General features: G+C 52.3%; 24 protein-coding genes and 1 tRNA gene. 1 reads left to right on the top strand and 24 read right to left on the bottom strand.

Annotated elements, in window-relative coordinates; translation table 11 throughout:
* The 20 genes from DHN43_RS21900 to DHN43_RS21805 form a co-directional block, all read right to left on the bottom strand.
* Positions 1 to 420: a RidA family protein gene (locus DHN43_RS21900; protein ID WP_108820046.1), complete on the bottom strand. Its 420-nt coding sequence runs from the start codon at positions 418 to 420 to the stop codon at positions 1 to 3.
* A complete protein-coding gene (locus tag DHN43_RS21895) occupies positions 417 to 839 on the bottom strand; it encodes an acyl-CoA thioesterase (protein ID WP_108820045.1) in 423 nt (140 codons plus the stop codon). The genes DHN43_RS21900 and DHN43_RS21895 overlap by 4 nt, the downstream gene beginning before the upstream one ends.
* Positions 829 to 1,512: an ABC transporter ATP-binding protein gene (locus DHN43_RS21890; RefSeq protein ID WP_063288762.1), complete on the bottom strand. Its 684-nt coding sequence runs from the start codon at positions 1,510 to 1,512 to the stop codon at positions 829 to 831. Before DHN43_RS21890 ends, DHN43_RS21895 begins: the two co-directional genes overlap by 11 nt.
* Positions 1,512 to 2,261, bottom strand: a complete 750-nt coding sequence (locus DHN43_RS21885; RefSeq protein ID WP_108820044.1) for an ABC transporter ATP-binding protein — start codon at positions 2,259 to 2,261, stop codon at positions 1,512 to 1,514. Before DHN43_RS21885 ends, DHN43_RS21890 begins: the two co-directional genes overlap by 1 nt.
* A complete protein-coding gene (locus tag DHN43_RS21880; protein ID WP_108820043.1) occupies positions 2,254 to 3,279 on the bottom strand; it encodes a branched-chain amino acid ABC transporter permease in 1,026 nt (341 codons plus the stop codon). The genes DHN43_RS21885 and DHN43_RS21880 overlap by 8 nt, the downstream gene beginning before the upstream one ends.
* Positions 3,266 to 4,186 carry a branched-chain amino acid ABC transporter permease gene (locus DHN43_RS21875; protein ID WP_057463887.1) on the bottom strand — a complete coding sequence of 307 codons (921 nt, stop codon included), beginning with the start codon at positions 4,184 to 4,186 and terminating at the stop codon, positions 3,266 to 3,268. The genes DHN43_RS21880 and DHN43_RS21875 overlap by 14 nt, the downstream gene beginning before the upstream one ends.
* Before the next feature lie 107 nt (positions 4,187 to 4,293).
* Entirely contained in the window at positions 4,294 to 5,433 is a 1,140-nt protein-coding gene (locus DHN43_RS21870) for an ABC transporter substrate-binding protein (RefSeq protein WP_063318834.1), read from the bottom strand.
* Complete coding sequence (locus DHN43_RS21865; RefSeq protein ID WP_193757806.1) at positions 5,430 to 7,076, bottom strand: AMP-binding protein; 1,647 nt, start codon at positions 7,074 to 7,076, stop codon at positions 5,430 to 5,432. Before DHN43_RS21865 ends, DHN43_RS21870 begins: the two co-directional genes overlap by 4 nt.
* Positions 7,018 to 8,229: an acyl-CoA dehydrogenase family protein gene (locus tag DHN43_RS21860; RefSeq protein ID WP_108820042.1), complete on the bottom strand. Its 1,212-nt coding sequence runs from the start codon at positions 8,227 to 8,229 to the stop codon at positions 7,018 to 7,020. The genes DHN43_RS21865 and DHN43_RS21860 overlap by 59 nt, the downstream gene beginning before the upstream one ends.
* Positions 8,230 to 9,051, bottom strand: coding sequence for an enoyl-CoA hydratase family protein (locus tag DHN43_RS21855; protein WP_082830577.1), 822 nt, complete (start codon positions 9,049 to 9,051; stop codon positions 8,230 to 8,232). It abuts the gene before it with no gap.
* Positions 9,051 to 9,533 carry a MarR family winged helix-turn-helix transcriptional regulator gene (locus DHN43_RS21850; protein WP_108820041.1) on the bottom strand — a complete coding sequence of 161 codons (483 nt, stop codon included), beginning with the start codon at positions 9,531 to 9,533 and terminating at the stop codon, positions 9,051 to 9,053. Before DHN43_RS21850 ends, DHN43_RS21855 begins: the two co-directional genes overlap by 1 nt.
* The gene (locus DHN43_RS21845; protein ID WP_108820146.1) at positions 9,530 to 10,282 is read right to left on the bottom strand and encodes an SDR family NAD(P)-dependent oxidoreductase; all 753 of its coding nucleotides are present in this window, start codon (positions 10,280 to 10,282) and stop codon (positions 9,530 to 9,532) included. Before DHN43_RS21845 ends, DHN43_RS21850 begins: the two co-directional genes overlap by 4 nt.
* 11 nt (positions 10,283 to 10,293) lie before the next feature.
* Positions 10,294 to 12,591, bottom strand: a complete 2,298-nt coding sequence (locus DHN43_RS21840; RefSeq protein ID WP_108820040.1) for a bifunctional salicylyl-CoA 5-hydroxylase/oxidoreductase — start codon at positions 12,589 to 12,591, stop codon at positions 10,294 to 10,296.
* A 294-nt stretch (positions 12,592 to 12,885) separates the two neighbouring features.
* Entirely contained in the window at positions 12,886 to 13,704 is an 819-nt protein-coding gene (locus DHN43_RS21835; protein WP_108820039.1) for an MBL fold metallo-hydrolase, read from the bottom strand.
* 49 nt (positions 13,705 to 13,753) lie between these two features.
* Complete coding sequence (locus tag DHN43_RS21830) at positions 13,754 to 14,536, bottom strand: TatD family hydrolase (protein WP_063297044.1); 783 nt, start codon at positions 14,534 to 14,536, stop codon at positions 13,754 to 13,756.
* A gap of 146 nt (positions 14,537 to 14,682) precedes the next feature.
* Positions 14,683 to 16,236 (bottom strand): methionine--tRNA ligase, encoded by a 1,554-nt coding sequence (gene metG / locus DHN43_RS21825; RefSeq protein ID WP_108820038.1) that lies wholly within the window; start codon positions 16,234 to 16,236, stop codon positions 14,683 to 14,685.
* A 74-nt stretch (positions 16,237 to 16,310) separates the two neighbouring features.
* On the bottom strand, positions 16,311 to 17,372 hold the full coding sequence (locus DHN43_RS21820) for a DNA polymerase III subunit delta' (protein ID WP_108820037.1): 1,062 nt from the start codon (positions 17,370 to 17,372) through the stop codon (positions 16,311 to 16,313).
* Positions 17,373 to 17,392: 20 nt separating this feature from the next.
* Positions 17,393 to 18,058: a dTMP kinase gene (gene tmk / locus DHN43_RS21815; RefSeq protein ID WP_108820036.1), complete on the bottom strand. Its 666-nt coding sequence runs from the start codon at positions 18,056 to 18,058 to the stop codon at positions 17,393 to 17,395.
* Positions 18,059 to 18,110: 52 nt separating this feature from the next.
* Complete coding sequence (locus DHN43_RS21810; protein WP_208995559.1) at positions 18,111 to 19,328, bottom strand: D-alanyl-D-alanine carboxypeptidase family protein; 1,218 nt, start codon at positions 19,326 to 19,328, stop codon at positions 18,111 to 18,113.
* 109 nt (positions 19,329 to 19,437) lie between these two features.
* The gene (locus DHN43_RS21805) at positions 19,438 to 20,583 is read right to left on the bottom strand and encodes a septal ring lytic transglycosylase RlpA family protein (protein WP_108820035.1); all 1,146 of its coding nucleotides are present in this window, start codon (positions 20,581 to 20,583) and stop codon (positions 19,438 to 19,440) included.
* Between the two features lie 306 nt (positions 20,584 to 20,889).
* Between DHN43_RS21805 and DHN43_RS21800 the strand changes: the two genes are divergently transcribed.
* Positions 20,890 to 20,979, top strand: a tRNA-Ser gene (locus DHN43_RS21800).
* Between the two features lie 808 nt (positions 20,980 to 21,787).
* Here DHN43_RS21800 and DHN43_RS21795 read toward each other — a convergent pair.
* The 4 genes from DHN43_RS21795 to DHN43_RS21780 form a co-directional block, all read right to left on the bottom strand.
* Positions 21,788 to 22,012, bottom strand: coding sequence for a hypothetical protein (locus DHN43_RS21795; RefSeq protein ID WP_108820034.1), 225 nt, complete (start codon positions 22,010 to 22,012; stop codon positions 21,788 to 21,790).
* 132 nt (positions 22,013 to 22,144) lie between these two features.
* Positions 22,145 to 22,468, bottom strand: coding sequence for a hypothetical protein (locus DHN43_RS21790; protein WP_108820033.1), 324 nt, complete (start codon positions 22,466 to 22,468; stop codon positions 22,145 to 22,147).
* Positions 22,469 to 22,570: 102 nt separating this feature from the next.
* Positions 22,571 to 22,864 carry a hypothetical protein gene (locus tag DHN43_RS21785; RefSeq protein ID WP_108820032.1) on the bottom strand — a complete coding sequence of 98 codons (294 nt, stop codon included), beginning with the start codon at positions 22,862 to 22,864 and terminating at the stop codon, positions 22,571 to 22,573.
* 1 nt (position 22,865) lies between these two features.
* Positions 22,866 to 23,642 (bottom strand): glycoside hydrolase family 108 protein, encoded by a 777-nt coding sequence (locus DHN43_RS21780; protein ID WP_108820031.1) that lies wholly within the window; start codon positions 23,640 to 23,642, stop codon positions 22,866 to 22,868.
* Positions 23,643 to 23,667: the final 25 nt, after the last annotated feature.

Raw genomic sequence — 23,667 nt, 5'->3', positions numbered from 1 at the left:
TTATTCCGCTCTTGGCAGTACTGCCGTTGCTTCAATTTCCACTTTGGCCTGATCTTCCACCAAATCAGCCACCTGGATCATGGTCATGGATGGAAAATGACGGCCAAACACAGAGCGATACGCCTCGCCAACTTCGCGCAGGCGAGCGGTGTAGTCTTTCTTGTCGACCACATACCATGTCAGGCGCACCACATGCTCTGGCTTAGCGCCAGCTGTGGCTAGAATTTCGCTAATGTTCTCAAGCGTTTGCTTGATCTGGTCAATGAGATCATCGCTCTCGAAGACCTGCTGGCCGTTCCAGCCGATTTGACCTCCCAGAAAGATGGGTGTGCCTTCTGCCATGATGCCATTGGCGTATCCAGAAGCAGGCTTCCAACCTTCCGGCTGGAGAAATTTGAACAGTGCTTGTTGTGTTGTCATGAAGGTCCCTCTTCCTTCAGGAAAAATTCCATTCGTTTCTTAATGGCTTGCGGCCAACTCGCTGGCTTCTTGTCCTCGCCTTTGACGTAGACAATGACCGAGTGGCTTGTGAGACGAAGCTCGTCCTCGCATGTCACCGTAAACTCCAGATGGACGCTGGAGCGTCCCAGCTTTGTGACCTGGAGCGTGAATAAGAGCTCGTCACCAAGCTTGCTCGGCTTTTTGAACTCTGTTTCGATCTTGGCTGTGGGGACTGCATCCCCTTGATTTATATGAATTTCTACGAACGACGTGCCGAGCGATTGCTCGAACCACTCTTCGGTGACCTGATTGATCATCTCGAAGTAGCGGGGATAAAAGACAATTCCAGCGGGGTCGCAATGCTGGAAGATCACTTTGATCGTGCGTTCAAAGACCAAGGTATCTGTCCTTCATTTCCTCGGTGAGTGTATCCGGGCGACCTGCCCAGACTGACTCGCCTTTTTCCAGAATGACGGCCTGATCAGCCAGCGGAAGGAGCTCCTTGAGCGTCTTGTCGACGATGAGAATGGACAATCCTTCCTTCTTCAGCCTGGCGATCGCCTGCCAGATTTCCCCGCGCACCACAGGTGCCAGACCTTCCGTTGCTTCATCAAGGATCAACAATTTGGGGTTTGTCATCAAGGCTCTGGAGATAGCGAGCATTTGCTGCTCTCCGCCAGACAGCGTGTTTGCGCTCTGGCTTTTCCTCTCCTGAAGGCGTGGAAACAAGTCATAGACGCGGTTCAGCGTCCATGCGCCTTTGCGGGCGGCCGCGCTGAGGTTTTCCAGAACAGACAGGTTCGGGAAACAGCGGCGACCTTCCGGGACCAGTCCCAGACCAAGGCGTGCGGCTTTGTGGCTGGACAGGCGGTTCAGGCTTTGACCGCGAAACTCAATGGTGCCTTTGGTCGGCGTAACCATCTGACAAATAGAGCTGATTGTGGTCGATTTGCCCATGCCATTGCGGCCAAGCATCGCGACCATTTCGCCTTCATTGACGGAGAGATTCACACCGAAGAGCGCTTGCGCAGCACCGTAGTGGGCTTCCAAGCCTTTGACTTCTAACAGCATCAGGCTTCCTCCCCAAGATAGGCTTCTCTGACAAGTGCACTGGCGCGGATATCATCGACCGAGCCGGACAAAATAGCTGCACCGCCGACCAGAACCGTGATGCGATCTGCCAGACGGAACACGGCATCCATGTCGTGCTCAATGAGCAGGATTGGGATTTCCGGGCGAATTTCCTCAAGGAATTCAGTGAGCTGAATAGAGCCTGTCGGGCCGAGGCCTGCCATAGGTTCGTCCAGTAGCAATGCTTTGGGTTTGAGAGCCAGAGCGCAGGCGACTTCCACCTGACGGCGCTCACCGTGAGAGAGTTCCGAGACCGCGATATCTTCGCGGCCACCGAGACCGACTTTTCTGAGCCAGTTTCCGGCTGTTTCACGCAGTTCTTCGTCGGACTTGGTTTGCTTCCAGAAGCGGAAGCTGGAGCCCTGACTGGCTTGTACGGAGAGCATGACATTGCGACGGGCGCTGACGTCCATGGCCAGCGAAGAGACCTGGAAACTGCGGCCCAGTCCTTTGCGAGACCGGCTGGCGACTGTCTCTGAAGTTACGTCTTCACTATCCAGAATGATGCTGCCGCTGTCAGGTGTGATCCAGCCTGCAATCTGACCGATGAGCGTTGATTTACCAGCCCCGTTTGGTCCGATAAGCGCATGAATCTCATTGGGTTTCAGGTCCAAGGATACGTTTTTTGTCGCTTGCAGAGCCCCAAAGGATTTGTGCAGGCCTTTGACTTCAAGAACCGGTTTAGTCATGGCGTGCTCTCCCTGCAATCATGCCCATGACGCCACCTCGGGCGAACAGAACGACCCCGAGCAAGGCCAGACCAAGCAGCAGTTGCCAGTGCTCTGTCCATTCGCCGATATAGGTTTCGAGCAGTACGAATAGCGCTGCGCCGATAACAGGGCCATAGAGACGCCCGACGCCGCCAAGGATGACGAACACCATAATCTCTCCGGAACGGTGCCAGGAGAGCATTGAAGGCCCTACAAAGCCATTCAGCTCGGCAAACAATGCTCCAGCCAAGCCGGTGATCATCGCGGAGATGACAAAGCCTGTGAGCTTGATCGGGAATGGATCAATGCCAGAGGTTGCCAGCCGTGTCTCGTTCATACGGGCGGTGCCAAGAGCTGCACCGAAACGGGAGCCAGACAAGCGTGCTGAGACGAAGATTGCACCGAGCAGCAGGACAAAACAGACAAGGAAGAACGTCAGAGCGCTTTCTGCATCTACCATTGGAAGTTCGTTGCGCAGGTAAATTGAGAGGCCATCTTCACCGCCGTATGTCGGCCAGGAAATGGCAAAGTAGTAGATCATCTGGGCAAACGCCAGTGTGATCATGATGAAGTAGACGCCTTCGGTTCTCAGCGAAATTGCGCCAATTGCTAAGGCAGCGATGCCGCAAATGACCATTGCGACAATCCAGATAATAAGCATCTGGTTGGTGCCGGAGATTGCAAAAGGCATGGCCATGAAGAGGGTCTCTTCAAAGCTGTGAAAGGCTGCAATGCCAGTGGTGTAGCCGCCAATGCCGAAGAAGGCCGCATGGCCGAAACTGACCATTCCGCCTTGCCCGATGGCAAAGTTGAGGCCAACGCCAGCAATGGCGAAGATGGTGATCAGGCTTGCCAGATTGACGTAGTAGTCTTCTCCGATAGACGACGCCCAGAGCGGCAGAGCCAGCAGGATTGCCATAACTGCGATGTTGACGACGGTCTCGCGGCTCAGCTTTGGCATGTTGATGGATTTTGGAGCTGTATCAGTTCGTTGCATTGAAAAGCCCCTTTGGTTTGACTGCCAGAATGCCTGCCATCATCAGATAGATAAGCATGGAAGACAGAGCTGCCCCGATGCTGTTTGCACTGGCATTTTCCATGAAGAACTTCAGGATAACGGGCAAGAAAATACGTCCCAGAGTATCCACGAGGCCAATCAGGATGGAGCCGATGAGAGCGCCTTTGATTGAGCCAATGCCGCCAATCACAATGACCACGAAGGCCAGAATGAGAACAGGTTCTCCCATGCCGACCTGTACGGAGCGCAATGCCCCGACCAGAGCACCCGACAGACCTGCGATCGCGGCGCCCAATGCGAAAACGATGGTGTAAAGCGTTTTGATATCAACACCTAAGGCAGCGATCATCTCGCGGTCACTTTCACCGGCGCGGATCCGCATGCCAAGGCGCGTTTTGGAAATAAGCAGGTAGAGAAGCAGGGCAACAGCCAGCGCTGCCAGAATGATAAACAGGCGATAGACCGGATAAGCTTCTACGCCGGGCAACGCCATGGTGCCCCCCAGAGCTGCCGGAATGTTGAGGTAAAGTGGCATGGAACCGAAGACCATACGGGTGCCTTCAGAAAAGATCAGAATAAGAGCAAAGGTTGCCAATACCTGATCAAGGTGATCGCGGTCATAAAGCCTGCGAATGACAAGCATTTCGATGAGTGCACCAGCTGCCGCCGCTCCAAGGACACCACCACCAAGACCAAGCCAGAAAGAGCCGGTCTGCTGAGTGATCCAAGCGCAACAAAAGGCACCGACCATGTAAAGCGAGCCATGAGCGAGGTTGATCAGACCCATAACGCCGAAGACCAGCGTGAGGCCAGCTGCCATCAGAAACAAAGTGAGACCGAATTGCAGCCCGTTCAATACCTGCTCAAAAATCAAAGCTGCCGTCATTTATGATATTCCCGAGGCTTCTTTTTCATTGTGACATCAGTATAGGGGATCAGCGGAGAAGGATTAGGGTTTCCCCGCTGATTAACTTTTTACTTCAACGCGTTGGCTTATTTCATCCGGCATTTGGATGCGTATGCATCCTGATGGCCTTTGATTGCGACACCGACAATTTTGTTGGTGATCTGGCCGTCTTCTTTCACCACTTCGCGAACATAAATGTCCTGAATTGGGTGGTTGTTGTTGCCGAATTTGAAGTCACCGCGCACAGAAGCAAAATCAGCTTCCTTCAGTGCTGCGCGGAAATCGTCTTTGTCACTGACATCTGCCTTTTCCATTGCAGAAAGGATCAGATTTGCAGCGTCATAGCCCTGAGATGCATATAGGGAAGGCAGACGGCCATAAGCTTCTTTGAAGCCTTTGACGAACTTGGCGTTCACCTCGCTCTCAATGTCCTTACCCCACTGTGAGGAGTTTGCCACGCCGAGTGCAGCGTCACCAATCGCAGGCAGAATATCCTGTGAGAAGGAAAAAGCCGGACCCATGACAGGTACATCAACGCCGGACTGCGCGTACTGCTTCATGAACGCAATGCCCATGCCACCTGGCAGGAAGAAGAACACGCTGTCAGCGCCAGAAGCACGGATTTGTGCGATTTCTGCAGCGTAGTCATCCTGACCGAGCTTGGTGAAGAGTTCACCTGTCAGCTCGCCTTGGTACATCCGCTTGAAGCCTTTCAGAGCGTCGGTACCAGCTGGGTAGTTTGGCGCCAGAATGAAGGTCTTCTTGTAACCTGCCTTGTTGGCGTGAGATCCCATTGCCTCATGCAGGTTGTCGTTCTGCCAGGCCACGTTGAAGTAATTTTCGTGACAGGCTTTACCAGCCAGCGCAGATGGACCTGCATTTGGGCTGATGTAGAGCGTGCCTTTGCGGGTTGCCGCAGGAACCACAGCCATTGCCAGGTTGGACCAGATGATACCTGTGAGGATATCAACCTTGTCTTTTTGAATGAATTTGTCTGCCAGTTTTTTGGCAACGTCCGGCTTGCGGGCGTCGTCTTCTACCAGCAGCTTTACATCGGATGCGCCTGCCTGTTTGAGTGCGAGCTCAAAACCATCGCGGACGTCGATACCGAGGGTGGAGCCACCGCCTGACAAGGTGGTGATCATGCCAATTTTAACTTCGGCTTGCGCCACGCCAGCTGTACAACACAGAAGGGCGGCTACTCCGGCTGAAACGAGTTTTTTCATATAAGTTCCCCTGATTTATCCTCGACCAGCTGTTCCTTCAGGCGGAATCTTTGAATTTTACCGGTCGCGGTTTTTGGTAGAGAATCTACCAGTTTAAGTGAACGAGGGTATTTATAAGGCGCTATAGTAGATTTTACATAGTCCTGAAGACGTTTGATTACATCTGCATCTTGTGGGTGGTCCTCCACCAGCACCACATGAGCTTCAACAATCTGTCCCCGGTCCTCATCTGGCACGCCTATAACAGCACACTCGGACACTTCCGGGCTGCTTAGCAGAGCAGCCTCAACTTCAGGTCCGGCGACGTTGTAACCGGACGTGATGATCATATCGTCTGCGCGGGCTGCGAAGTGGAAATACCCTTTTTCATCCTGATAAAAGGCATCACCTGTCAAATTCCAGCCGTCACGAACATATTTCTGCTGCCGGTCATCTTGCATATACCGACAACCGGTTGGTCCTCTTACGGCAAGTTTACCAACTGTGCCGCGTGGAACCTCCTGCATGTTTTCATCAACCACTTTTGCGGAGTATCCTTTGATCTCCCGGCCAGTGGTTGCTGGCATGGCATCTTCCAAATGGTTGGAAATAAAGATGTGCAACATTTCTGTTGCGCCAATCCCATCCAGCATCGGAATCCCGGTTTTCGCTTTCCATTGCTCAAACACTGGTGCTGGCAATGTTTCTCCCGCGGAGACTGCGATGCGCAGTGAGGACAGGTCTGCCCCCTCTTCCATTGCCGCCATCATGGCACGGTAAGCCGTTGGTGCTGTGAACGAGATCGTTGCCTTGTAAGTCTCAATGATCTCAATAAGCTGTTTGGGTCCTGCCGTTTCCAGCAGAGTAGCGGTTGCGCCGAAACGAAGCGGGAAAATTGCCAAGCCGCCGAGGCCAAATGTAAAGGCCAGTGGTGGACTGCCAACAAACACGTCCGATGGCTGGATGTTCAGCACTTCCTTTGCATAGGCATCTGCGATGATCAGCAGATCGCGGTGGAAGTGCATGGTTGCCTTCGGCTGTCCGGTGGTGCCAGATGTGAAACCCAGCAGGCAGACATCGTCTCTGCCCGTTTGAACGGCCTCAAACTGGACGGGCTTTGACAGTGCGACCTTATCCATCTCACCAGCAAAGTTGGCCGTGCCATCGAAGCTTACGATTTTGCTCAGATGATCGTTCTGCTCAAGGCAACGTTCCATCTCTTCCATAAGGCGAAGATCGCACATGGCCAGTTTGATTTCGGCCTTGTCGACGATCTGGCTTAACTCGCCAGCCCGCAGCATTGGCATAGTGTTGACTACCACGGCGCCTGCTTTTGTGGCAGCCAGCCAACAGGCGACCATCGCCGGGTTGTTTGCTGAGCGGATAAGAATGCGGTCGCCCGGTTCTACTCCGTAATCCTCCTGCAGAGCTCGAGCGATGCGGTTCGTCCAGTCCGCAAGCTCCTTGTAAGTACGTTTTCTGCCATTGCCGATGAGAGCAATGTTGTCACCAAAGCCGCGTTCAACCATCTTGTCGGTCAACTCTACTGCGGCGTTGATGTAGTCTGGGTACTCAAACCCCTCCAGCTGGAAAACTGGCTGCTGATCAATTGGTGGCAGCCTGTCCCTTGTGAAGGTGTCCTTGTGCGCGCTTGGTCCCAGCATTTCTCCCCTCCTGAGAAAGCAATTGCCTTGCTACTATTATTTTCTGAACATCGGATGCGCCTTCGTAGATGCGAAGAGCTCTGATTTCACGGTAAAGTTTTTCGACAGTATTGCCTGAACGGACGCCCTCACCCCCGTGGATTTGTACCGCCTTATCAATGATTTGTTGGGCCTGATCGGTTGCGAATTGCTTTGCCATGGCAGCCTCGCGAGATACTCGTGCTGCCCCCATGTCTTTCGTCCATGCAGCGCGGTAGATCAGGAGTGCAGAGGCATCAATGTCGATTGCCATTTCCGCCAGGTGGCCTTGCACCATCTGCATATCGGCCAGCACGCCATCCCCCAGTTTGCGGGTTGTTGCGCGTGCTACGGCTTCTTCCAATGCACGGCGGGCAAAGCCCAGTGCGGCAGCGCCGACGGTGCAGCGGAAGACATCCAGAACCGACATTGAGATCTTGAAGCCTTCTCCGGCTCCCCCAATGCGGTTTATTGCTGGAATGCGCAGTTGTTTGAAGCCCAACCGTGCCAGAGGATGAGGTGCCATCACATCCAGCCGTTCTTCAACGGTTAAGCCCGGTGTATCCGCCGGTACTATGAAGGCGCTGATGCCTTTGGCACCCAGTGCTTCGCCCGTCCTTGCGAAGACAACGTAAAGGCCTGCAATGCCGCCGTTGGAGATCCAGGTCTTTTCGCCATTGAGCACATAGTCATCGCCGTCGCGGATGGCAGAAAGCTCAATGTTTGCAACGTCTGAACCGGAGTCTGGTTCTGTCAGCGCAAACGCAGAGAGTGTCTGGCCTGCTCTGGTTTTATTGAGCCACAGCTGTTGTTCTGGCGTGCCAAACAGGCTGATGGCGCCGGTGCCAAGGCCTTGCATGGCGAAGGCGAAGTCCCCCAGACCGTCGTGACGGGCCAGTGTTTCGCGCATGATGCACAGGCTACGGACATCCAGCGGTTTGGGATCAGCCGGATCAACAGCAGTGAGCTTCAGGAAACCAGCAGAACCAAGATCATTAACGAGCTTGATACAGGCAGCATCCGTGTCAGAGTGGTCAGCTGGAAGGTTTTTGCAGCACCAGTTTTCTATGGCTTCGGCCAGCTCTCGGTGTTTTTCTTCAAAAAACGGCCATGTGAGGAAGGTGGTGTCAGCCATTTATGCCCCCTCAAAGACCGGTTTTTCTTTTGCAACAAAAGCTTTGTAGGCGGTTTCGAAGTCTTTGGTCTGCATGCAGATGGCCTGCGCCTGTGCTTCAGCTTCAATCGCTTGATCCAGACCCATGTTCCATTCCTGATTGAGCTGGGTCTTGGTGATACCGTGCGCAAAATTCGGCCCTGCCGTGATACGCTGAGCCATGCGAATAGCATCGGCCTCTAGTGCTTCTGTGGTGGACATGGAGTTGAAGTAGCCCCAAGTGTAGCCCTCTTCAGCGCTCATGGACCGACCTGTGTAGAGCAGCTCTGCAGCACGCCCCTGCCCGATGATACGTGGAAGAATGGCACAAGCACCCATGTCACAGCCAGCAAGACCGACGCGGGTGAACAGGAACGCTGTTTTGGCGTCTGGTGTACCAATGCGCAGGTCTGATGCCATGGCCATGATTGCCCCAGCACCAACGCTGATACCGTCTACAGCTGAAATGATCGGCTTGGTGCAGTTGATCATGGCTTTGACCAGATCACCCGTCATACGCGTGAACTTCAGCAGGTCTTTCATGTCCATTGCAACTAGCGGACCGATGATGTCGTGGACGTCTCCACCTGAGCAGTAGTTGCCTTCGTTGGAGGCGATCACAACGGCATTAACGTCATCTGCATAGACGAGATCGCGGAATGTATCGCGCAGCTCGGCATAGCTTTCAAAGGTCAGCGGGTTTTTGCGGTCCGGGCGGTCCAGTTGGATGACTGCGACATCGCCTTCCATGCGCCAAATGAAGTGCTTTGGCTGCAAATTCGCCATTTTGTAGGTTGTCAGCATTATCGGGGCTCCCCCTCCCAATCGCTTGCAAATACCTTCAGTGTGTCAGCAAGGGTTTCTGCTTCATCGGGAGAAAAGTGAGAAAGCAACTCATTGATCCACTCGCGGTGGCTTGCTGCCATTTGCTCAAAATTCTCGTGGCCTTCTTTGGTAAGCAGAACCACAGAGGTTCTCCGGTCTCCGTCTCTCAAGGTGCGCTGAACCAGTCCGTCCGTGGTCAGGCGATCAATGAGGCCGGTGACGTTGCCGTTGGATACCATCAGGTATTTGGAGAGCTGGGACATGAGCATGCCCTCTGGCTCCCGGTAAAGTGCCGCCATCACGTCAAAGCGTGGCAAGGTCACATTGTAGGTTGTCCGCAGCCGCTCTCTCAGTTCGCCTTCAATCGCACGAGAGGCGCGGAGCAATCTCAACCAGAGGCGAACGCGGGACTTGTCGTCGGTTGCTCTGTCAGCTTTGAGCATTTCCTGTGAGGCTGTCATTGGGTCTCGCCTCCTGATACTGAAATAGCTTGCCCTGTCACTGAGCGGGCACCATCTCCGATGAGCCATGCCACTGTGGCGGCGACTTCGTCCGGCTGGATGAAGCGTTGCTGTGGGTTGTCCTTGTAAAGAGCGGCCCGTGCCTGCTCTTCGTTCATTCTGGTTTTTTGCATGATGTTTTCGATCGAGCGTTGCAGCATTGGGGTCTCTGTGAATCCTGGACACACAGCATTGACCGTAAATGGCTTGCTGGCAAGTTCGAGTGCCAGTGATCTGACCATGCCGACGACACCATGTTTGGCTGCGGCGTAGTGAGAAACATAGGAATACCCGCGCAAACCTGCTGTAGATGCAATTGCGATCAAACGCCCATACTCCTGCCCTTTCAGGCATTCCAGTCCCTTTTGGAAGGTCAGGAATGTACCTGTCAGGTTGATGTCGAGCATGCGCTGGAAGTCTTCCCGTTCGATCTTTCCAAAAGGTGCAGATTCTGCTGCACCTGCATTGGCAATCACGATGTTGACTGGTCCGTTTGCTTCAGCCGCCTTTTCAAACATCTGTCCAACGGACACTTCATCGGTAATGTCTGCTGTAACAGCGCTGATGCGGCTGTTGGCACTTGCGACCAGATCAAGCGGCTCGCGTCTGCGCCCAGCAATGGTGACGTTGATGCCAGCCCCCGCAAGGTGGCGGGCTATTTCAGCCCCAACGCCTGTCCCGCCACCTGTTATGAGTGCATGCTTTTCCAAACCGATCTTCCTCACACGCGAACTTTCATGGTCTCGGCGCGCTCTGCCAGACGGTACAGCTGGTCACGGCCAGCATGATATGGTTCTGGCCAGTACACACCTTTGTCGCCCAGTTCAGCAGCTGCGTGCAGTGTCCAGTACGGATCGGACAGATGCGGACGAGCAAGACATACAAGATCCGCGCGACCAGCCATCAGGATTGAGTTCACATGATCTGGCTCATAGATGTTGCCGACAGCCATGGTTTTCATACCGGCGTCGTTGCGGATACGGTCTGAGAACGGCACCTGGAACATACGACCATAAACCGGTTGTGCGCGAGTGCTGGTCTGACCTGCGGAGACATCGCAGATATCAACGTCAGCTGCGTCCAACATGCGGGCGATCTCAACGGCTTCTTCTGGTGTGAGGCCCTCGTCTTCCACCCAGTCCGTTGCTGAGATACGCACGGACATCGGTTTGTCCTGAGGCCATGCTTCGCGTACTACTTTGATGACTTCCAACGGGTATCTCATGCGGCTTTCAAGCGATCCGCCATACTCGTCTTCACGCTTGTTGGTGAGTGGAGAGATGAAGGAGGACAGAAGATAACCGTGGGCGCAGTGGACTTCGATCATGTTAAAACCAGATGCATCTGCCATCTTGGCTGCATTCACGAACTCTGCCTTGACGCGGTCCATGTCTGCCCGGTCCATTTGCTTTGGTGTCTGGTTGCGTTCAGACCAAGCGATTGGAGAGGCGGCAAGAAGCGGCCAATTGCCGTCGTTCAGCGGCGCGTCCATCTCTTCCCAACCAACTTGCGTTGAACCTTTTGGACCGGCATGGCCAAGCTGACAGCAGATCTTTGCGTTGCTGTGTTCATGCACAAAATTGGTGATACGCTTCCATGCCGTTTGATGTTCTGGTGCGTAAAGACCCGGGCAGCCTGGTGTGATGCGGCCATCTGCGCTGACACAGGTCATCTCAACAACAACCATCCCTGCTCCACCTTTGGCGCGTTCGCCATAGTGGGCCAGATGCCAGTCGGAGACTGTTCCATCTTCCGCTTTGTACTGGGCCATAGGAGAGACAACCACGCGGTTGTTCAGCTCCATCTCGCGAAGTTTGAACGGTGCGAACATTGGCGGGCGTGGAGCATTGTCGGTGTCCGACACTCCGGCTTGATTTTGGAACCAGCCTTCTGCAGTTCCCAGCCACTCAGCATCGCGCTCACGCAGGTTCTCATGGGAGATGCGCTGGGAGCGTGTCAGGAGTGAGTAATTGAACTGAACTGGATCGAGATGCAGGTAGCGTTCGACGTTTTCAAACCATTCCAGTGAGTTACGGGCAGCGGACTGGAGCTTCAGAACTTCCAAGCGGCGCTCGTCCTCATATTTTTGGAAGGCGCTTTGAATGGAGTTTTCGCTGTGCAGGTAATCTGCCAGTGCAATGGCGCTTTCCATGGCAAGCTTGGAGCCTGATCCGATAGAAAAGTGTGCAGTTGCAGAGGCATCGCCCATGAGAACGAGGTTTTCGTGGGACCATTTCTCGCAGAGCACGCGTGGGAAGTTGATCCATGCAGAACCACGGACGTGGTTTGCGTTGGTCATCAGCTCATTGCCGCCAAGATGCTTTTTGAAGATCGTCTCACAAGTCCGGCAAGACTCAGCCTGGCTCATGTCGGCAAAGCCAAATGCTTCGTATGTCTCTTCCGTACATTCCACGATGAACGTCGCGGTGTCATCATCGAACTGATAGGCGTGTGCCCAGATCCAGCCATGCTCTGTTTCTTCAAAAATGAAGGTGAAAGCATCATCGAATTTCTGGTGGGTGCCGAGCCAGACGAACTTGCATTTGCGGGTGTCGATGTCTGGCTTGAAATACTCAGCAAACTCGGTGCGGCTGGTGGAGTTTAGGCCATCTGCTGCAACAACGAGGTCGTAATCACCCATGAACTCTTTAGCGCTGGTGTAATTGCGCTCAAATTCCATGTTTACGCCAAGCTCTTTAGCCCGGTCTTGTAGCAGCAGAAGCAACTGCTTGCGGCCAATACCGCAGAAGCCGTGACCGCTGGAGACGTGGCAGGTATCTCGGTAGTGAACCGCGATGTCATCCCAGTAAGCAAAATGTGCGCGGATGGCTTCAGCGCTTTTCTCGTCGTTGACCTTGAAGTTGTCCAGTGTCTCATCTGAAAGAACAACACCCCAACCGAAGGTGTCGTCAAACTTATTTCGCTCGATGACTGTGACCTCATGCTGAGGATCTCGCAGCTTCATGCTGATTGCGAAATAAAGACCTGCCGGGCCGCCTCCAAGACATGCGACTTTCATTGCTCTCTCCCCCTTAGGCTGCAAGTGCCTAATTCCAACTTGAGGTAAGCGTGACAGGTTTTTTAAATTATTTCAAACATAAAATATCTAAGTATAAAATATACAAAGAGTGGCCAATTGTCAGTCTAACGTGCTGTATTTTATATGCTTATTTTTGATTTGTAACGAGCTGCCTTATATCGGCAGGGAAATATATTTATCTCGCACGCGTCACTGATATATCTATATCAGCATGAAATGTGGAGGTCTGGCAAGCATTGATTCTGTGTAGGTATCATAAAAAATGCGACGGCTTCAGACCGTCGCATGTGCTGGAAATTTGATTTCCTGACCATCAAAGGCAGGTGAAACACCCTCTGGTAGGTCTGTTCGCAAGCGCTGATAATCCAGATCGCAATGCAAATTGGTGAGGATGCTCTTAACGGGTTTCATCCTCTCGATCCACGCCAATGCATCATTTACGCAGAAGTGGCTTTGATGTGGCTTCTGACGTAGTGCGTCTACAATCCATGTATCGAGGCCCTTCAATGCATGAAAGCTGCTTTGCGGGATGTCGTTGACATCAGGGGTGTATGCCAGATCCTGAAAGCGAAAGCCCAGTGCATCAATGTCGCCATGATGGACAAGAAATGGTAGCGCAGTGATCGGTCCCCCTGCACCATCGATGGTGACCGGAGTGCCATTCGTCAGGCCGTTTTCGCTCAGGATTGGCGGATAACCGGAACCTGGCGGCGTGACAAAGCAGTAGTCGAAGGCAGATCGGACGCGCTTTGAGGTGAACTCATCCATGAAAACGGGCACTTTGGCACGCTGCATGAGTGCGAAGAAGCGCAGATCATCTATGCCATGCAAGTGGTCTGCATGGGCATGGGTATAAAGTACTGCGTCCACGTGTGTGACACCGGCTGCCAGCATCTGCTCACGCAAGTCCGGGCCGGTATCCACGATTATGGTCGTCGTGCCATTTTCAGAGAACCGCTGAACCAGCAGAGCACATCTACGGCGGCGGTTTTTCGGTTCATTGGGATCACATTCGCCCCAATCTCCGCCAATCCTTGGTACGCCGGTAGATGAGCCGCAGCCCAGAATAGTGACCTTAAAATTGCTGGTCATCGGTCCTCTCAAAATACAATGGCAACACGATCCGCGTCAGTTTAGTCAATCAAGCTGGCTGTGGCACCTTGGAAAACAGGCGCAGGAAATTCTGTGTGGTTGCCTTGGCCATTACATCTTCTGAGACGCCCAGTGCTTCAGCCAGAACTTTGTTGGTGTGCGCTACATAAGCTGGCTCGTTGCGCTTGCCACGCCATGGCTGCGGCGCAAGATACGGGGCATCTGTTTCAACAAGAAGGCGATCCATTGGAAGTTCTGCTGCGATCTCGCGCAGTTCGGTGGAGCGCTTAAAGGTCAAAATGCCGGAGAAGGAAACATAAAGGCCGAGCTCCAGTCCCTTCAATGCCAACTCTTTGCCAGAGGAAAAGCAATGAAGAAGTGCTGGGAAGCTGCCAGCCTTCATCTCTTCTTCCAAAATGCGCATCATGTCTTCATCGGCATCGCGGCTATGTATCACCAGCGGCAGCTGGGTTTCGCGGGCTGCTGCAATATGCGTGCGCAGGACCTTTTCCTGATCTTCTGGAGATGCGTTGTCGTAAAAATAATCTAGTCCAGCTTCTCCGATTGCCACCACTTTGGGATGCTTAGCAATCTCCACCAATTCTTCCGTGGTGACGTCGGTTTCCTCACCCGCTTGGTGCGGATGGGTTCCGACGGAGCAATATACGCTGTCATAGGCCTCAGCGATTTCTTTAATCTGCTCGAACTTGCGGACGCGAGTACAGATGGTGACCATCAGCTTGACGCCAGCCTCGTGGGCGCGCTCGATGATCTGGTCGCGTTCTTCTGCGAAATCCGGAAAATCCAGATGACAATGACTATCAACTAACATGGTCACAGCAAAAGCGCCTCCAGCGCGATTCTGTCAATAGGTCCGGTAGACCTCTTGTTTTATCTCAGCGGTAAATACCAGCGTATTTACCTCATAAAAAAGGGAGGCATACGCGCCTCCCCCTTTAAGTTACATAATCTTGCGTTTTATTCTGCAGTTTCCGGCTCAACATAGCGCGGGAACACGCCTTGTGGCTTCGGCAGATCACGACCACCTTGCAAGCGACCAGCTTCACCCAGCAGTGCGAATGAGCGCTCGTCTTCATTCAGCACCAGCAGGTCGAGCAGTTTGGATGCAGAGCCTGGCATTACAGGTTGTGCGAGAATGCCAACCTGACGGATGATCTCGGCGGTGGTGTAAAGAACGGTGGCCATGCGCTCGGGGTCAGTCTTCTTCAACGCCCAAGGTTCCTGAGAAGCAAAGTATCGGTTTGCTTCACCAACAGTTGACCAGATGCATGCCAGTGCATGGTGGATTTCCTGCTTTGCCATGAAGCCGCGGCATTTTTCCAGCATCTCATCAGCTTGCTGCAAGATCGCCTTGTCTTCGACAGAGAATTCGCCTGGAACCGGCAGTTTGCCTTCGCAGTTCTTGAAGATCATGGAGAGCGAGCGCTGAGCCAGGTTGCCGATATCATTGGCAAGGTCAGCGTTGATGCGGTTTACCATTGCTTCGTGGTTGTAGTTGCCATCCTGACCGAATGGCACTTCACGCAGGAAGAAGTAGCGAATTTGGTCGAGGCCGTAGGTTTCTACCAGATCACGCGGTGCGATGACGTTGCCCAGAGATTTGGACATCTTCTCACCGGAGTTGAACAGGAAACCATGGGCAAACACGCGCTCTGGCAGTGGAACACCAGCGGACATGAGGAACGCAGGCCAGTACACCGCGTGGAAGCGGATAATGTCTTTGCCGATGATATGTGCGTTGGCAGGCCAGAACTTGGCCATGTCGCCGTCCATATCAGGATAACCAAGCGCAGTGATGTAGTTGGTCAGAGCGTCAACCCAAACGTACATAACGTGCTTTTCATCACCTGGCACCGGGATGCCCCAGTCAAAGGTGGTGCGGGAGATGGACAGGTCTTTCAGGCCACCTTTTACGAAGCTCATGACTTCGTTGCGGCGTGCATTTGGACCAATAAAGTCAGGGTTCTTCTCATACAGCTCGATCAGCTTGTCTTCATAAGCTGAGAGACGGAAGAAGTAGCTTTCTTCTTCGACCCACTCGACAGGCGTGCCTTGCGGACCATAACGAACACCGTCTTCGCGAACTTCGGTCTCGCCTTCCTGATAGTAGGCTTCGTCGCGTACAGAGTACCAACCGGCGTAGCTGTCTTTGTAGATATCGCCAGCATCTGCCATTTTCTGCCAGATTGCCTGACAGGATTTATAGTGACGCTCTTCGTTGGTCTGAATGAAATCGTCATTAGAGCAGCCCAGCATCTCCACCATTTCGCGGAAAAGCTTGGAGTTCTTATCTGCAAGATCTGAAGGTGACATGCCTTCCTTGACGGCGGTCTGAAGCATCTTCTGACCGTGTACGTCGGTACCCGTCAGGAAGTGTACTTCTCGGCCATCCAGTTTCTGGAAGCGGGCCAGCACGTCAGTTGCAATTGCCTCGTAGGCATGGCCGATATGCGGCTCACCATTTGGGTAGGAAATTGCTGTTGTAATATAGAAAGGCGATTTTTCTGTCATATCCTAAAGCGATCTTTTGATCCGGGATCTAAATCTGGAAAGTTCTTTGGGTTTGTGGCCCAAAAAGACGTAGGTCAGCTCGTGCTTGCTTTCCGCAGGTCAACGAGGAAAGACAACACAACTTGCTTGCGATCAAGGTTTAAAGCTTCTGCTGTTGAGGCAGCGCGGCCCACCTTTTCCCACAAGTCAGCCCACCTGACAAGCGCATCCGGCTTTGTGCTTGCATCTTTACGCAGTTGATTGCTCAAGAACGTGCGGGTCAGCTCCAAAAATGTGTTCCACGCGTCTTCTGCACCACGTCCCGAAACTTTATCTGCAAAGCTGTGCGCACGGATCATATCCAGATTGGCGATTGTCTCAACCAAGCCGGTAAACTCCTGCGCGATTTGCAACGCTCCGCCGTTTGCTGCCAATGCGGCCTGACGCAGGCTACCATCAGCGAGTGTGTGCAGAGCCTGTGTATTGCCGGATGGAGCGCAGTCCATGTCAGTCAACGCTTGCTCGATCGTTTGCTCTTCCAGCTTGCGCATAGACAATTTGCGGCATCTGGAGCGAATTGTTGGCAAAAGACGTCCTGGATTGTGTGAAAGCAGGATAAAGAGCGACTGCTTTGGTGGTTCTTCGAGAATCTTAAGCAGCGCGTTGGCTGCGGACTGGTTCATGTCGTCAGCAGAATCAACAAGGCAGATGCGCCAGTTTCCACCTGCTGCCGTTGACCCAAAGAAGCCTGTGGTCTTACGAACTTCATCAACAGGAAGGTCCCGCTTGAAGCGCTTTCCTTTCAAGTCCCATGGACGGCGCAGGTGTAATAGGTCTGCGTGAGAACCTGCCGCGACCATTTGTGCGCTATGGCTTTCTGGCGGCACATACAAGCTGTTTGCTGCCATGACAGGCGTTGAAAAACGGTCCGGGTGCTCCAGTATGAAGCGTGCGAAACGAAATGCCAGCGTGGCTTTGCCGATGCCTTTGGGGCCACCGAGGATCCATGCATGATGAAACCGCTGCGATCTGTAGGCATCAAGCAGTTCGGTTTCTGCAAGTTCGTGGCCGTATAGGTTGGATTGCTCGCGTGGAAGCGGAAGGCCTTCGACCTCGTCGAACTCAGGGACTTCTTCGATTATGGGAGCTTTCGCCATACTCACTTTTCCCTGATTGCTTACGGACGGGCCGTATCTTGTTTGATCTGCTCTTCAAAGCGGCTTTGGACAGCTTGCCAAATATCTTCAGTCACCTTGTCCTGCGACTGGTCACCATCAATCACAGTGATGCGGTCTGGCTCTTTACGGGCCATCTCCAGAAACATTTCTTGTCTGCGACGATGCGTTTCCAAGGTATCTGTTTCAAATCGATCCGGGCCATCAAATTCGACAGGAGCAGTACGCTTTGAGACGCGGGTTAAGCCAACTTCAGGCGTCACGTTGATCAGCAAGGTCATGTCTGGATTATGACCTGCGATTGCGACCTGTTGCAAGGCTTCCACTGTTTGCGGAGGAACACCGGATTCCCCCTGATAAACGCGTGAGGAATCGGCAAACCGGTCGCACAGGACCCATTTATCGTCATCTAATGCTGGTTTGATCAGTGTATCGATATGGTCTGCTCGGGCAGCTGCAAAAAGGACTGCCTCAGCCGTTACACCATAATCTTTTGCAGCGCCGGACAGCAGGACTTCGCGAACGAGTTCAGCGCCTTGAGAGCCGCCCGGCTCACGTGTGGTGATTGCTTCAATGCCTCTGGCCGCGAGTTTGTCGCGTAAGCGCTGAATTTGAGTAGACTTACCGGCGCCCTCGCCGCCCTCAAAACTGATAAAAATACCCGACAACGTCGAACAGGCCTCCAAGACCTACGGAATTCAATAGTTCTGAAATCCGGTGCTAGAACAACTGGTAGAAGAACTCGCCTAGCGCGTCCCAAGCACGGCCTTGCAGGTCTCCCATGGCTACATCCTCTCCTGTAACCAGTGTTGCCCGATAAATCACGTCATTTTTGGAAAGAACCTGCAGTTCTCCAACTTCCATTCCCTCTTTAATCGGTGCGGGTATGGGGCCATTGTAAACAACGCGCAGTTGGTATTTATCTTTTTCGTTGGGGTTGATAAGCGTTGCGACGGCATCATTTGTCTTCAGGGAGACTGTTGTTCTTTTGCCGCCATACACTTGTGCGTCACTGACAAGATCACCTTTGCGGTAAAACTGTTCGAGCTTAAGGCCGGAAAAAGATGGCAGCAATAGAGTTTTCATGTCCTGAACACGGTCTTGCATCGTCGGCGAGGCTGCAATAGCGGCTACATAGCGACGACCGTTGCTGTCGAGTGTTCCAAGCGCAGCAAAGCCTTCTCTCTCAGAAAAGCCGGCACCAAACCCATCCAGGCCTTCAATATCCCGAATGAGTGGGTTTTTGTTGCGCTGTGTGATTTTGTTCCAGGTAAAGCGGTCCATGGAAAACACAGAATGCAATTCAGGCTCATGTTCCAGGACATACGCCGCCAAGATTGTCAGGTCTTCCAGTGTCGTTTTGTGGTTCTCCTCAGGGAAGCCGGTCGGATTGGTGAAATTTGAATTTTCCATTCCGATGGACTTGGCGAGCTTGTTCATCTCCCGCGCAAAGTTGGCTTCACTGCCGGCCAGGCCTTCCGCCAGAATGATTGCGGCATCGTTCGCGCTTTGAACGATAAGGCCATACATTAGATCGTTCACGGGGACGGAGGAGTTCAGGCGTGCAAACATGGTGGTAACGCGCGCTGGAGCCCCGCCTGTCCGCCATGCATGTTCACTGACCTTGAATGTGGTTTGCGGCGTAATATCACCGGCATGCAGTGCCTGTTGCACTGTCACTGCGGTCATGAGCTTGGTTAGATTTGCCGGCGCAAGCAGAACCTGAGAGTTTTTAGAGAAGATCAATGACTTGTTGGAGAAATCGTAAAGCGTTGCGGCTTTGGCTTTTATCTCAACAGCATGAGTTGCTGGAGATACGAGTAGTGCGCAGAGCGCTATTGCCGAAGCCGCTGAGAATCTCCAGCAATCAGGAGATAGCCAGCGCTTAAAGTTGCTTCGAGATTTATGCTGTTTGCACTTCTGCCACCCAACCTGCACGCCTGTGTCTCCCTGAATGTTTTTAGAGAGGCTATGCTACGCCCCATCCCCTAAAACAAACACTAACGCAGGTCAGCAGACTGGGTAAAGCCGTTTAAAGCTAAATGACTTAGTGTTTTTGGCCAGTACGAGATTGCAGTAAGTTCTTCAAACCAGTTCCACCTGAAAATGATTTAAATGCCTCATGCGCACTGTTGAGCCTTTGCTGTGACGTATAGGAGGAAACTGCATTTCCGCTCTGGAACGTTGGTGCGCTGCCACTTGTTGGTGTTTTGTAGACACCTGAACTTGGTGGTGGAAGGAGTGAGCTGCCAAAGGATGTTGAAACTGGTTGTGCGGCAATCGCAGGTTTGGGTGCATTCGGGTTTGCGTTTATCGCAAGGGCGCTGTTGATGCGGTTCTTGAAGCTGGATATGGATGCGACTTGTGTCGTGCTCAAGTTACGTTCGTAAACCACTGCAGGATCGAGCTGGCTGGAATTGAACGCCAACACATTTTGCGCCGCATAAATTGGAGTGTCGTATGGCCTGCTTTTTGGCATTGGAACCGGGCCGTAAATGCGTTTCACAGGATTTGCAAAGGCAAACATGGTCCGAGGTGCAGAGTTCCCGCCGTTCCAGTTTCCGCCATTGCCAGAATAAGATGCCAGTAGCTTCTTCTCGTCCTGTCCGTGAAGAGGTGCGCGGCTAACGTATTCAACACGAACCTTTGCAACACCGCTGGATTTGGTGCCCAACATTCCAGCAACGCGCTCAGACAGATCAATCACGCGATTATCGTGGAATGGTCCACGGTCATTCACGCGCACAATCATGGAGCGGCCATTTTGCAGGTTTGTCACCTTAGCATAGCTTGGTAGAGGCATTGTTGGATGTGCCGCTGTCAGCGCATTGCGATCAAAGATTTCGCCGTTTGCTGTTTTGCGACCATGGAAGGTTGGACCATACCATGATGCCTTACCGGTTTTCTTGTAGTTATCGTCTCTTTTGGGGTAATACCACTTGCCAGCCACTTTATACGGTTTGCCGACAACAGCGCGCCCGCCTCCTTTGGGAACTGGCTTAGTGCCTTTCACCACACGAGGACTTGCAGCCACGCCGTACTTCTTTTCACTGAACTTCACTTTGTCTGTGCCGCCACCACAGGCTGCAATACCTGCGCACAAGGCAACTACAGATATGCTGGTCGCTACACGTTTGATCGTTTCGGGAGCTGGTGCTTTCACCGAATAGCCCCAATTCAGTAAAGAAGTCATACCGTTGTTACTCACTACATGTTCGGCACTGACGGATTTCAGTCTGGTTGAGCAAAAACACCCGAGCTCACTACAAACTGAACCAATATTAAAAAGATAGCCGATAAACCTTAACTGAATCCGATCAAAATGTCTCCACAAGAAAGAGAGTTTCTTGTCAAGGCTAACTTACTTAGGGGAAATAGCGGTTTTGGCGGGACTGTTTGATTCCGCTGTGAAAAAAATAAATTCAGGCTGTGGAACAAGTTTTTCGCCGGCTTGACTTTGGAGGCCGCATGAACCAAATAGAGCCCACACCACACAGCCGGAGAGGTGGCAGAGTGGTTGAATGCACTGGTCTTGAAAACCAGCGGGCGTGGAAGCGTCTCGTGGGTTCGAATCCCACCCTCTCCGCCATCACTACTTTTACTAAGTAGTTGATAGCTAAAGAAAAACCCGCGAAAGCGGGCTTTTTTTTGCCTATTTGTTTCCCTGAGCGGGTAACAAAACGGGTAACAAATAAATTTTTTAGAGCCCAAAACCTCCTCCTCTAAATTCTTATGGCGCTTCCTTTTCAGAGCCCATTTGCCTAATTTCTATCACTTTCAATTGCCACGATACCCACCGCTTTCATAGCCGCCAAGGTCGGAAAGAAGAACTCACTTTTGTAACTGCGCCACGAATCTTTTTCTATTGGCATTCCAAAGCTGGAAAACACCGCCCTACATAGTAGCGCGCAAACACCAAGCTTATAAACGCCAAGAAAAAACTCCATCCAGCAAGCGAAATATCAGAGCGGCTAAGCGCAGGCACAATTCGCAAACCTGTAATATACGCCGAATAGACGCATAGCGACGCTGGGATTAACCACAAGAACCTGCGGATGCTGAGAACACACCAATACCAACGCGGCATTACAACAAGTCCGTTGTTCTCATTCGTTTTCAATTTCATGCTCGACCCTCCGGATATTTGACAATCCAATCTTGGGGAGCACCGCTGAACAATGGAATCCTTGAATATTCAAGTTGCACACAAGCATGATGAGTGATGCTGAACTCTTCTTATCGTTTATTAACACGATTCACATGTGGTAATATTGTACAAGCGCAGCATAATATAAGTAACATCCAAACATATCTCACCATTAAAACTATTGGTGAAAATAAATTAATTAACTTAACGCATCAATTAGTGCCACCCCCACCGCAGGGTGGCATTTTTACTACAGCGTTATAATAACTCCATTTTCCATTTTTAAAGAAATGCCTTCTTTATATATGATCTGATTGCAAGCCTGCTCTGAAATCGGTGTTATCTGTAAGTGGTTGGCGATATGAGTGCTCTCCTCATTCGGCAGCTCTTTCAAAATATGTAGAGCCTGGTTGATAGCTTCCTCTTCATCAACACCCAAGCTTAGAATTGATGTTCTATAAACAGCTACAAACATGAAATTCTCCTAATAATTACGTGTAATTAATTTCACACATATGCATTAGGAACCGATTTCATGCCCTGAGTTACTGGTGAGAATAAGAGGCAGGTTGTGCAGGATACAGTTGTAGTTCTTTATCTTGGATACTCATCTGTAGCCTTTCCAAATTTTTAAAATCATCCCGGCCGATTTGAATGGATCTCGAGAAAGTCGCAACACAAACACGGTGATATTGCGCCCACTCATCGCCAACACTCCGGCTGTTGCATCGCTAAAGGCAGCCTTCAACTCAAAGAAGTCCAGGAGTGGCTGAGTGAAGGTCACTGCCGCAGCAATTCCAATGAAGAATGTAAGCACGCGCTGCCAGAAGCCAGCCTCTTGAAGCAAAGCTCCAATAAGTGCAAAAGCGACAATGACGGCCGTTTTCCAGTACGGCAAATGATAGACAACCTCTAAGATGAAATCCGTCATTTCCAGCAGTCCTGCCTTTGTCCGTTCCTGTCATTTGCTGCAACTCTATCCGCCCCTGCCCGATCCGTTTGCACAAGCGCCACGAACCCGGCAGGGCTTAGGTTATTCTTTGTGAACCCGTCGCAACTGCTGGCACTCTTCCATGTTTCGCAGCCCGGAATCGCCAAAGTACTCAAGACACAAGCGGTAATCTTCAAGACCTTGCAAATAAGCATCATCTTGCTTCCTTTGCTGTTCCGCTTTCACAGTCCCTTGCAAAGCGTCCTGCTCTGCCTCGATAAACGCCCCCTGCCGGATCTGGTGATAGGCAACGGCCGCAAGTGCACAAAGAAGAAGGGCGGCCACTAGCGCCCGCCCTGTCTTCGTCTTAATCAGGATTGAGAGAACCGCCCCCATGTCAGGCGGCCCGCTCTTTATTGATCAGCAAATAGCCAGCAACGCCCACACTAAGAACCAGAGCGATTGCAAAGCCCCACTGCACCGGCCCGGAACCTGCAAGAATGCCGGAGAAGCCAGAAGCGGCCATTGCGCCCTTGGTGATACCATCCGGGCTAAGCCAAGCGCTGAGTGCGCTGGTTTCCTCATCAACGGCCTTTGAGCCTTCCTCATTTTTATGCGGCTCAAGATTTGGAGCCGGAGCACGTTTAATAATGGCATTGCCCACCAGCTCTAGGGATCGCTCCTGCACATGGCGCACGCGCCGCGTCCAGCCGGTCTTGTTATAGGGCCAGTTTCTCAGCCGCTTCATGAATTTCAGGCGAGCTACTGAGAACAGGTTGATTAAGGTTGTGGCAGAATGCGCCTTCACTGCACCCAACGTTATCAGGCCCAACACGCCATCTACTTTGACTTTGAGGATCTTCTGCAGGATCTTGACGGCCCGCGCCGGGCCGGAGTTTACCGCACAATCAAAAACGGTATAGTCCAGCCCACGCGGCAGCTTATCGCCTTTCACAGCATCCCAGTATTGCGCCCGGTAGATTTCGATTGCCTCCTCATGGCTCAGGCGCGTCACCTCTTCCACGCTCACGGCACGTCCGCGCCAAGCCGACAAAGTTCTTTGAGTGATGCCAAGATTAGTTGGTCCGCCCGGATCTGCTTTGCGAGACCGGTTTGCAAACCCGCCCTCAGTTCCAAGCAGGTCTACAATAATCAGTCGGAACGTATCTTTCATGCTCTGCCCCTAATAAAAAACGGGA

It is taken from the genome of Pseudovibrio sp. Alg231-02, from assembly GCF_900143565.1.
Lineage (GTDB): Bacteria > Pseudomonadota > Alphaproteobacteria > Rhizobiales > Stappiaceae > Pseudovibrio.
The sequence above is the reverse complement of the archived record's forward strand: the minus strand, read 5'-3'. Positions and strand labels throughout refer to the sequence as shown.

What these genes read in the sequence shown, in the direction of transcription:
- DHN43_RS21830 (WP_063297044.1), bottom strand. Translation starts at nt 14,536, where the DNA reads ATGTTAGTTGATAGTCATTGTCATCTGGATTTTCCGGATTTCGCAGAA.
- DHN43_RS21900 (WP_108820046.1), bottom strand. Translation starts at nt 420, where the DNA reads ATGACAACACAACAAGCACTGTTCAAATTTCTCCAGCCGGAAGGTTGG.
- DHN43_RS21890 (WP_063288762.1), bottom strand. Translation starts at nt 1,512, where the DNA reads ATGCTGTTAGAAGTCAAAGGCTTGGAAGCCCACTACGGTGCTGCGCAA.
- DHN43_RS21855 (WP_082830577.1), bottom strand. Translation starts at nt 9,051, where the DNA reads ATGCTGACAACCTACAAAATGGCGAATTTGCAGCCAAAGCACTTCATT.
- DHN43_RS21835 (WP_108820039.1), bottom strand. Translation starts at nt 13,704, where the DNA reads ATGACCAGCAATTTTAAGGTCACTATTCTGGGCTGCGGCTCATCTACC.
- DHN43_RS21805 (WP_108820035.1), bottom strand. Translation starts at nt 20,583, where the DNA reads ATGACTTCTTTACTGAATTGGGGCTATTCGGTGAAAGCACCAGCTCCC.
- DHN43_RS21850 (WP_108820041.1), bottom strand. Translation starts at nt 9,533, where the DNA reads ATGACAGCCTCACAGGAAATGCTCAAAGCTGACAGAGCAACCGACGAC.
- DHN43_RS21870 (WP_063318834.1), bottom strand. Translation starts at nt 5,433, where the DNA reads ATGAAAAAACTCGTTTCAGCCGGAGTAGCCGCCCTTCTGTGTTGTACA.
- DHN43_RS21820 (WP_108820037.1), bottom strand. Translation starts at nt 17,372, where the DNA reads ATGGCGAAAGCTCCCATAATCGAAGAAGTCCCTGAGTTCGACGAGGTC.
- DHN43_RS21790 (WP_108820033.1), bottom strand. Translation starts at nt 22,468, where the DNA reads ATGACGGATTTCATCTTAGAGGTTGTCTATCATTTGCCGTACTGGAAA.
- DHN43_RS21885 (WP_108820044.1), bottom strand. Translation starts at nt 2,261, where the DNA reads ATGACTAAACCGGTTCTTGAAGTCAAAGGCCTGCACAAATCCTTTGGG.
- DHN43_RS21865 (WP_193757806.1), bottom strand. Translation starts at nt 7,076, where the DNA reads ATGCTGGGACCAAGCGCGCACAAGGACACCTTCACAAGGGACAGGCTG.
- DHN43_RS21840 (WP_108820040.1), bottom strand. Translation starts at nt 12,591, where the DNA reads ATGAAAGTCGCATGTCTTGGAGGCGGCCCGGCAGGTCTTTATTTCGCA.
- DHN43_RS21860 (WP_108820042.1), bottom strand. Translation starts at nt 8,229, where the DNA reads ATGGCTGACACCACCTTCCTCACATGGCCGTTTTTTGAAGAAAAACAC.
- DHN43_RS21875 (WP_057463887.1), bottom strand. Translation starts at nt 4,186, where the DNA reads ATGACGGCAGCTTTGATTTTTGAGCAGGTATTGAACGGGCTGCAATTC.
- DHN43_RS21785 (WP_108820032.1), bottom strand. Translation starts at nt 22,864, where the DNA reads ATGGGGGCGGTTCTCTCAATCCTGATTAAGACGAAGACAGGGCGGGCG.
- DHN43_RS21780 (WP_108820031.1), bottom strand. Translation starts at nt 23,642, where the DNA reads ATGAAAGATACGTTCCGACTGATTATTGTAGACCTGCTTGGAACTGAG.
- DHN43_RS21880 (WP_108820043.1), bottom strand. Translation starts at nt 3,279, where the DNA reads ATGCAACGAACTGATACAGCTCCAAAATCCATCAACATGCCAAAGCTG.
- DHN43_RS21795 (WP_108820034.1), bottom strand. Translation starts at nt 22,012, where the DNA reads ATGTTTGTAGCTGTTTATAGAACATCAATTCTAAGCTTGGGTGTTGAT.
- metG (WP_108820038.1), bottom strand. Translation starts at nt 16,236, where the DNA reads ATGACAGAAAAATCGCCTTTCTATATTACAACAGCAATTTCCTACCCA.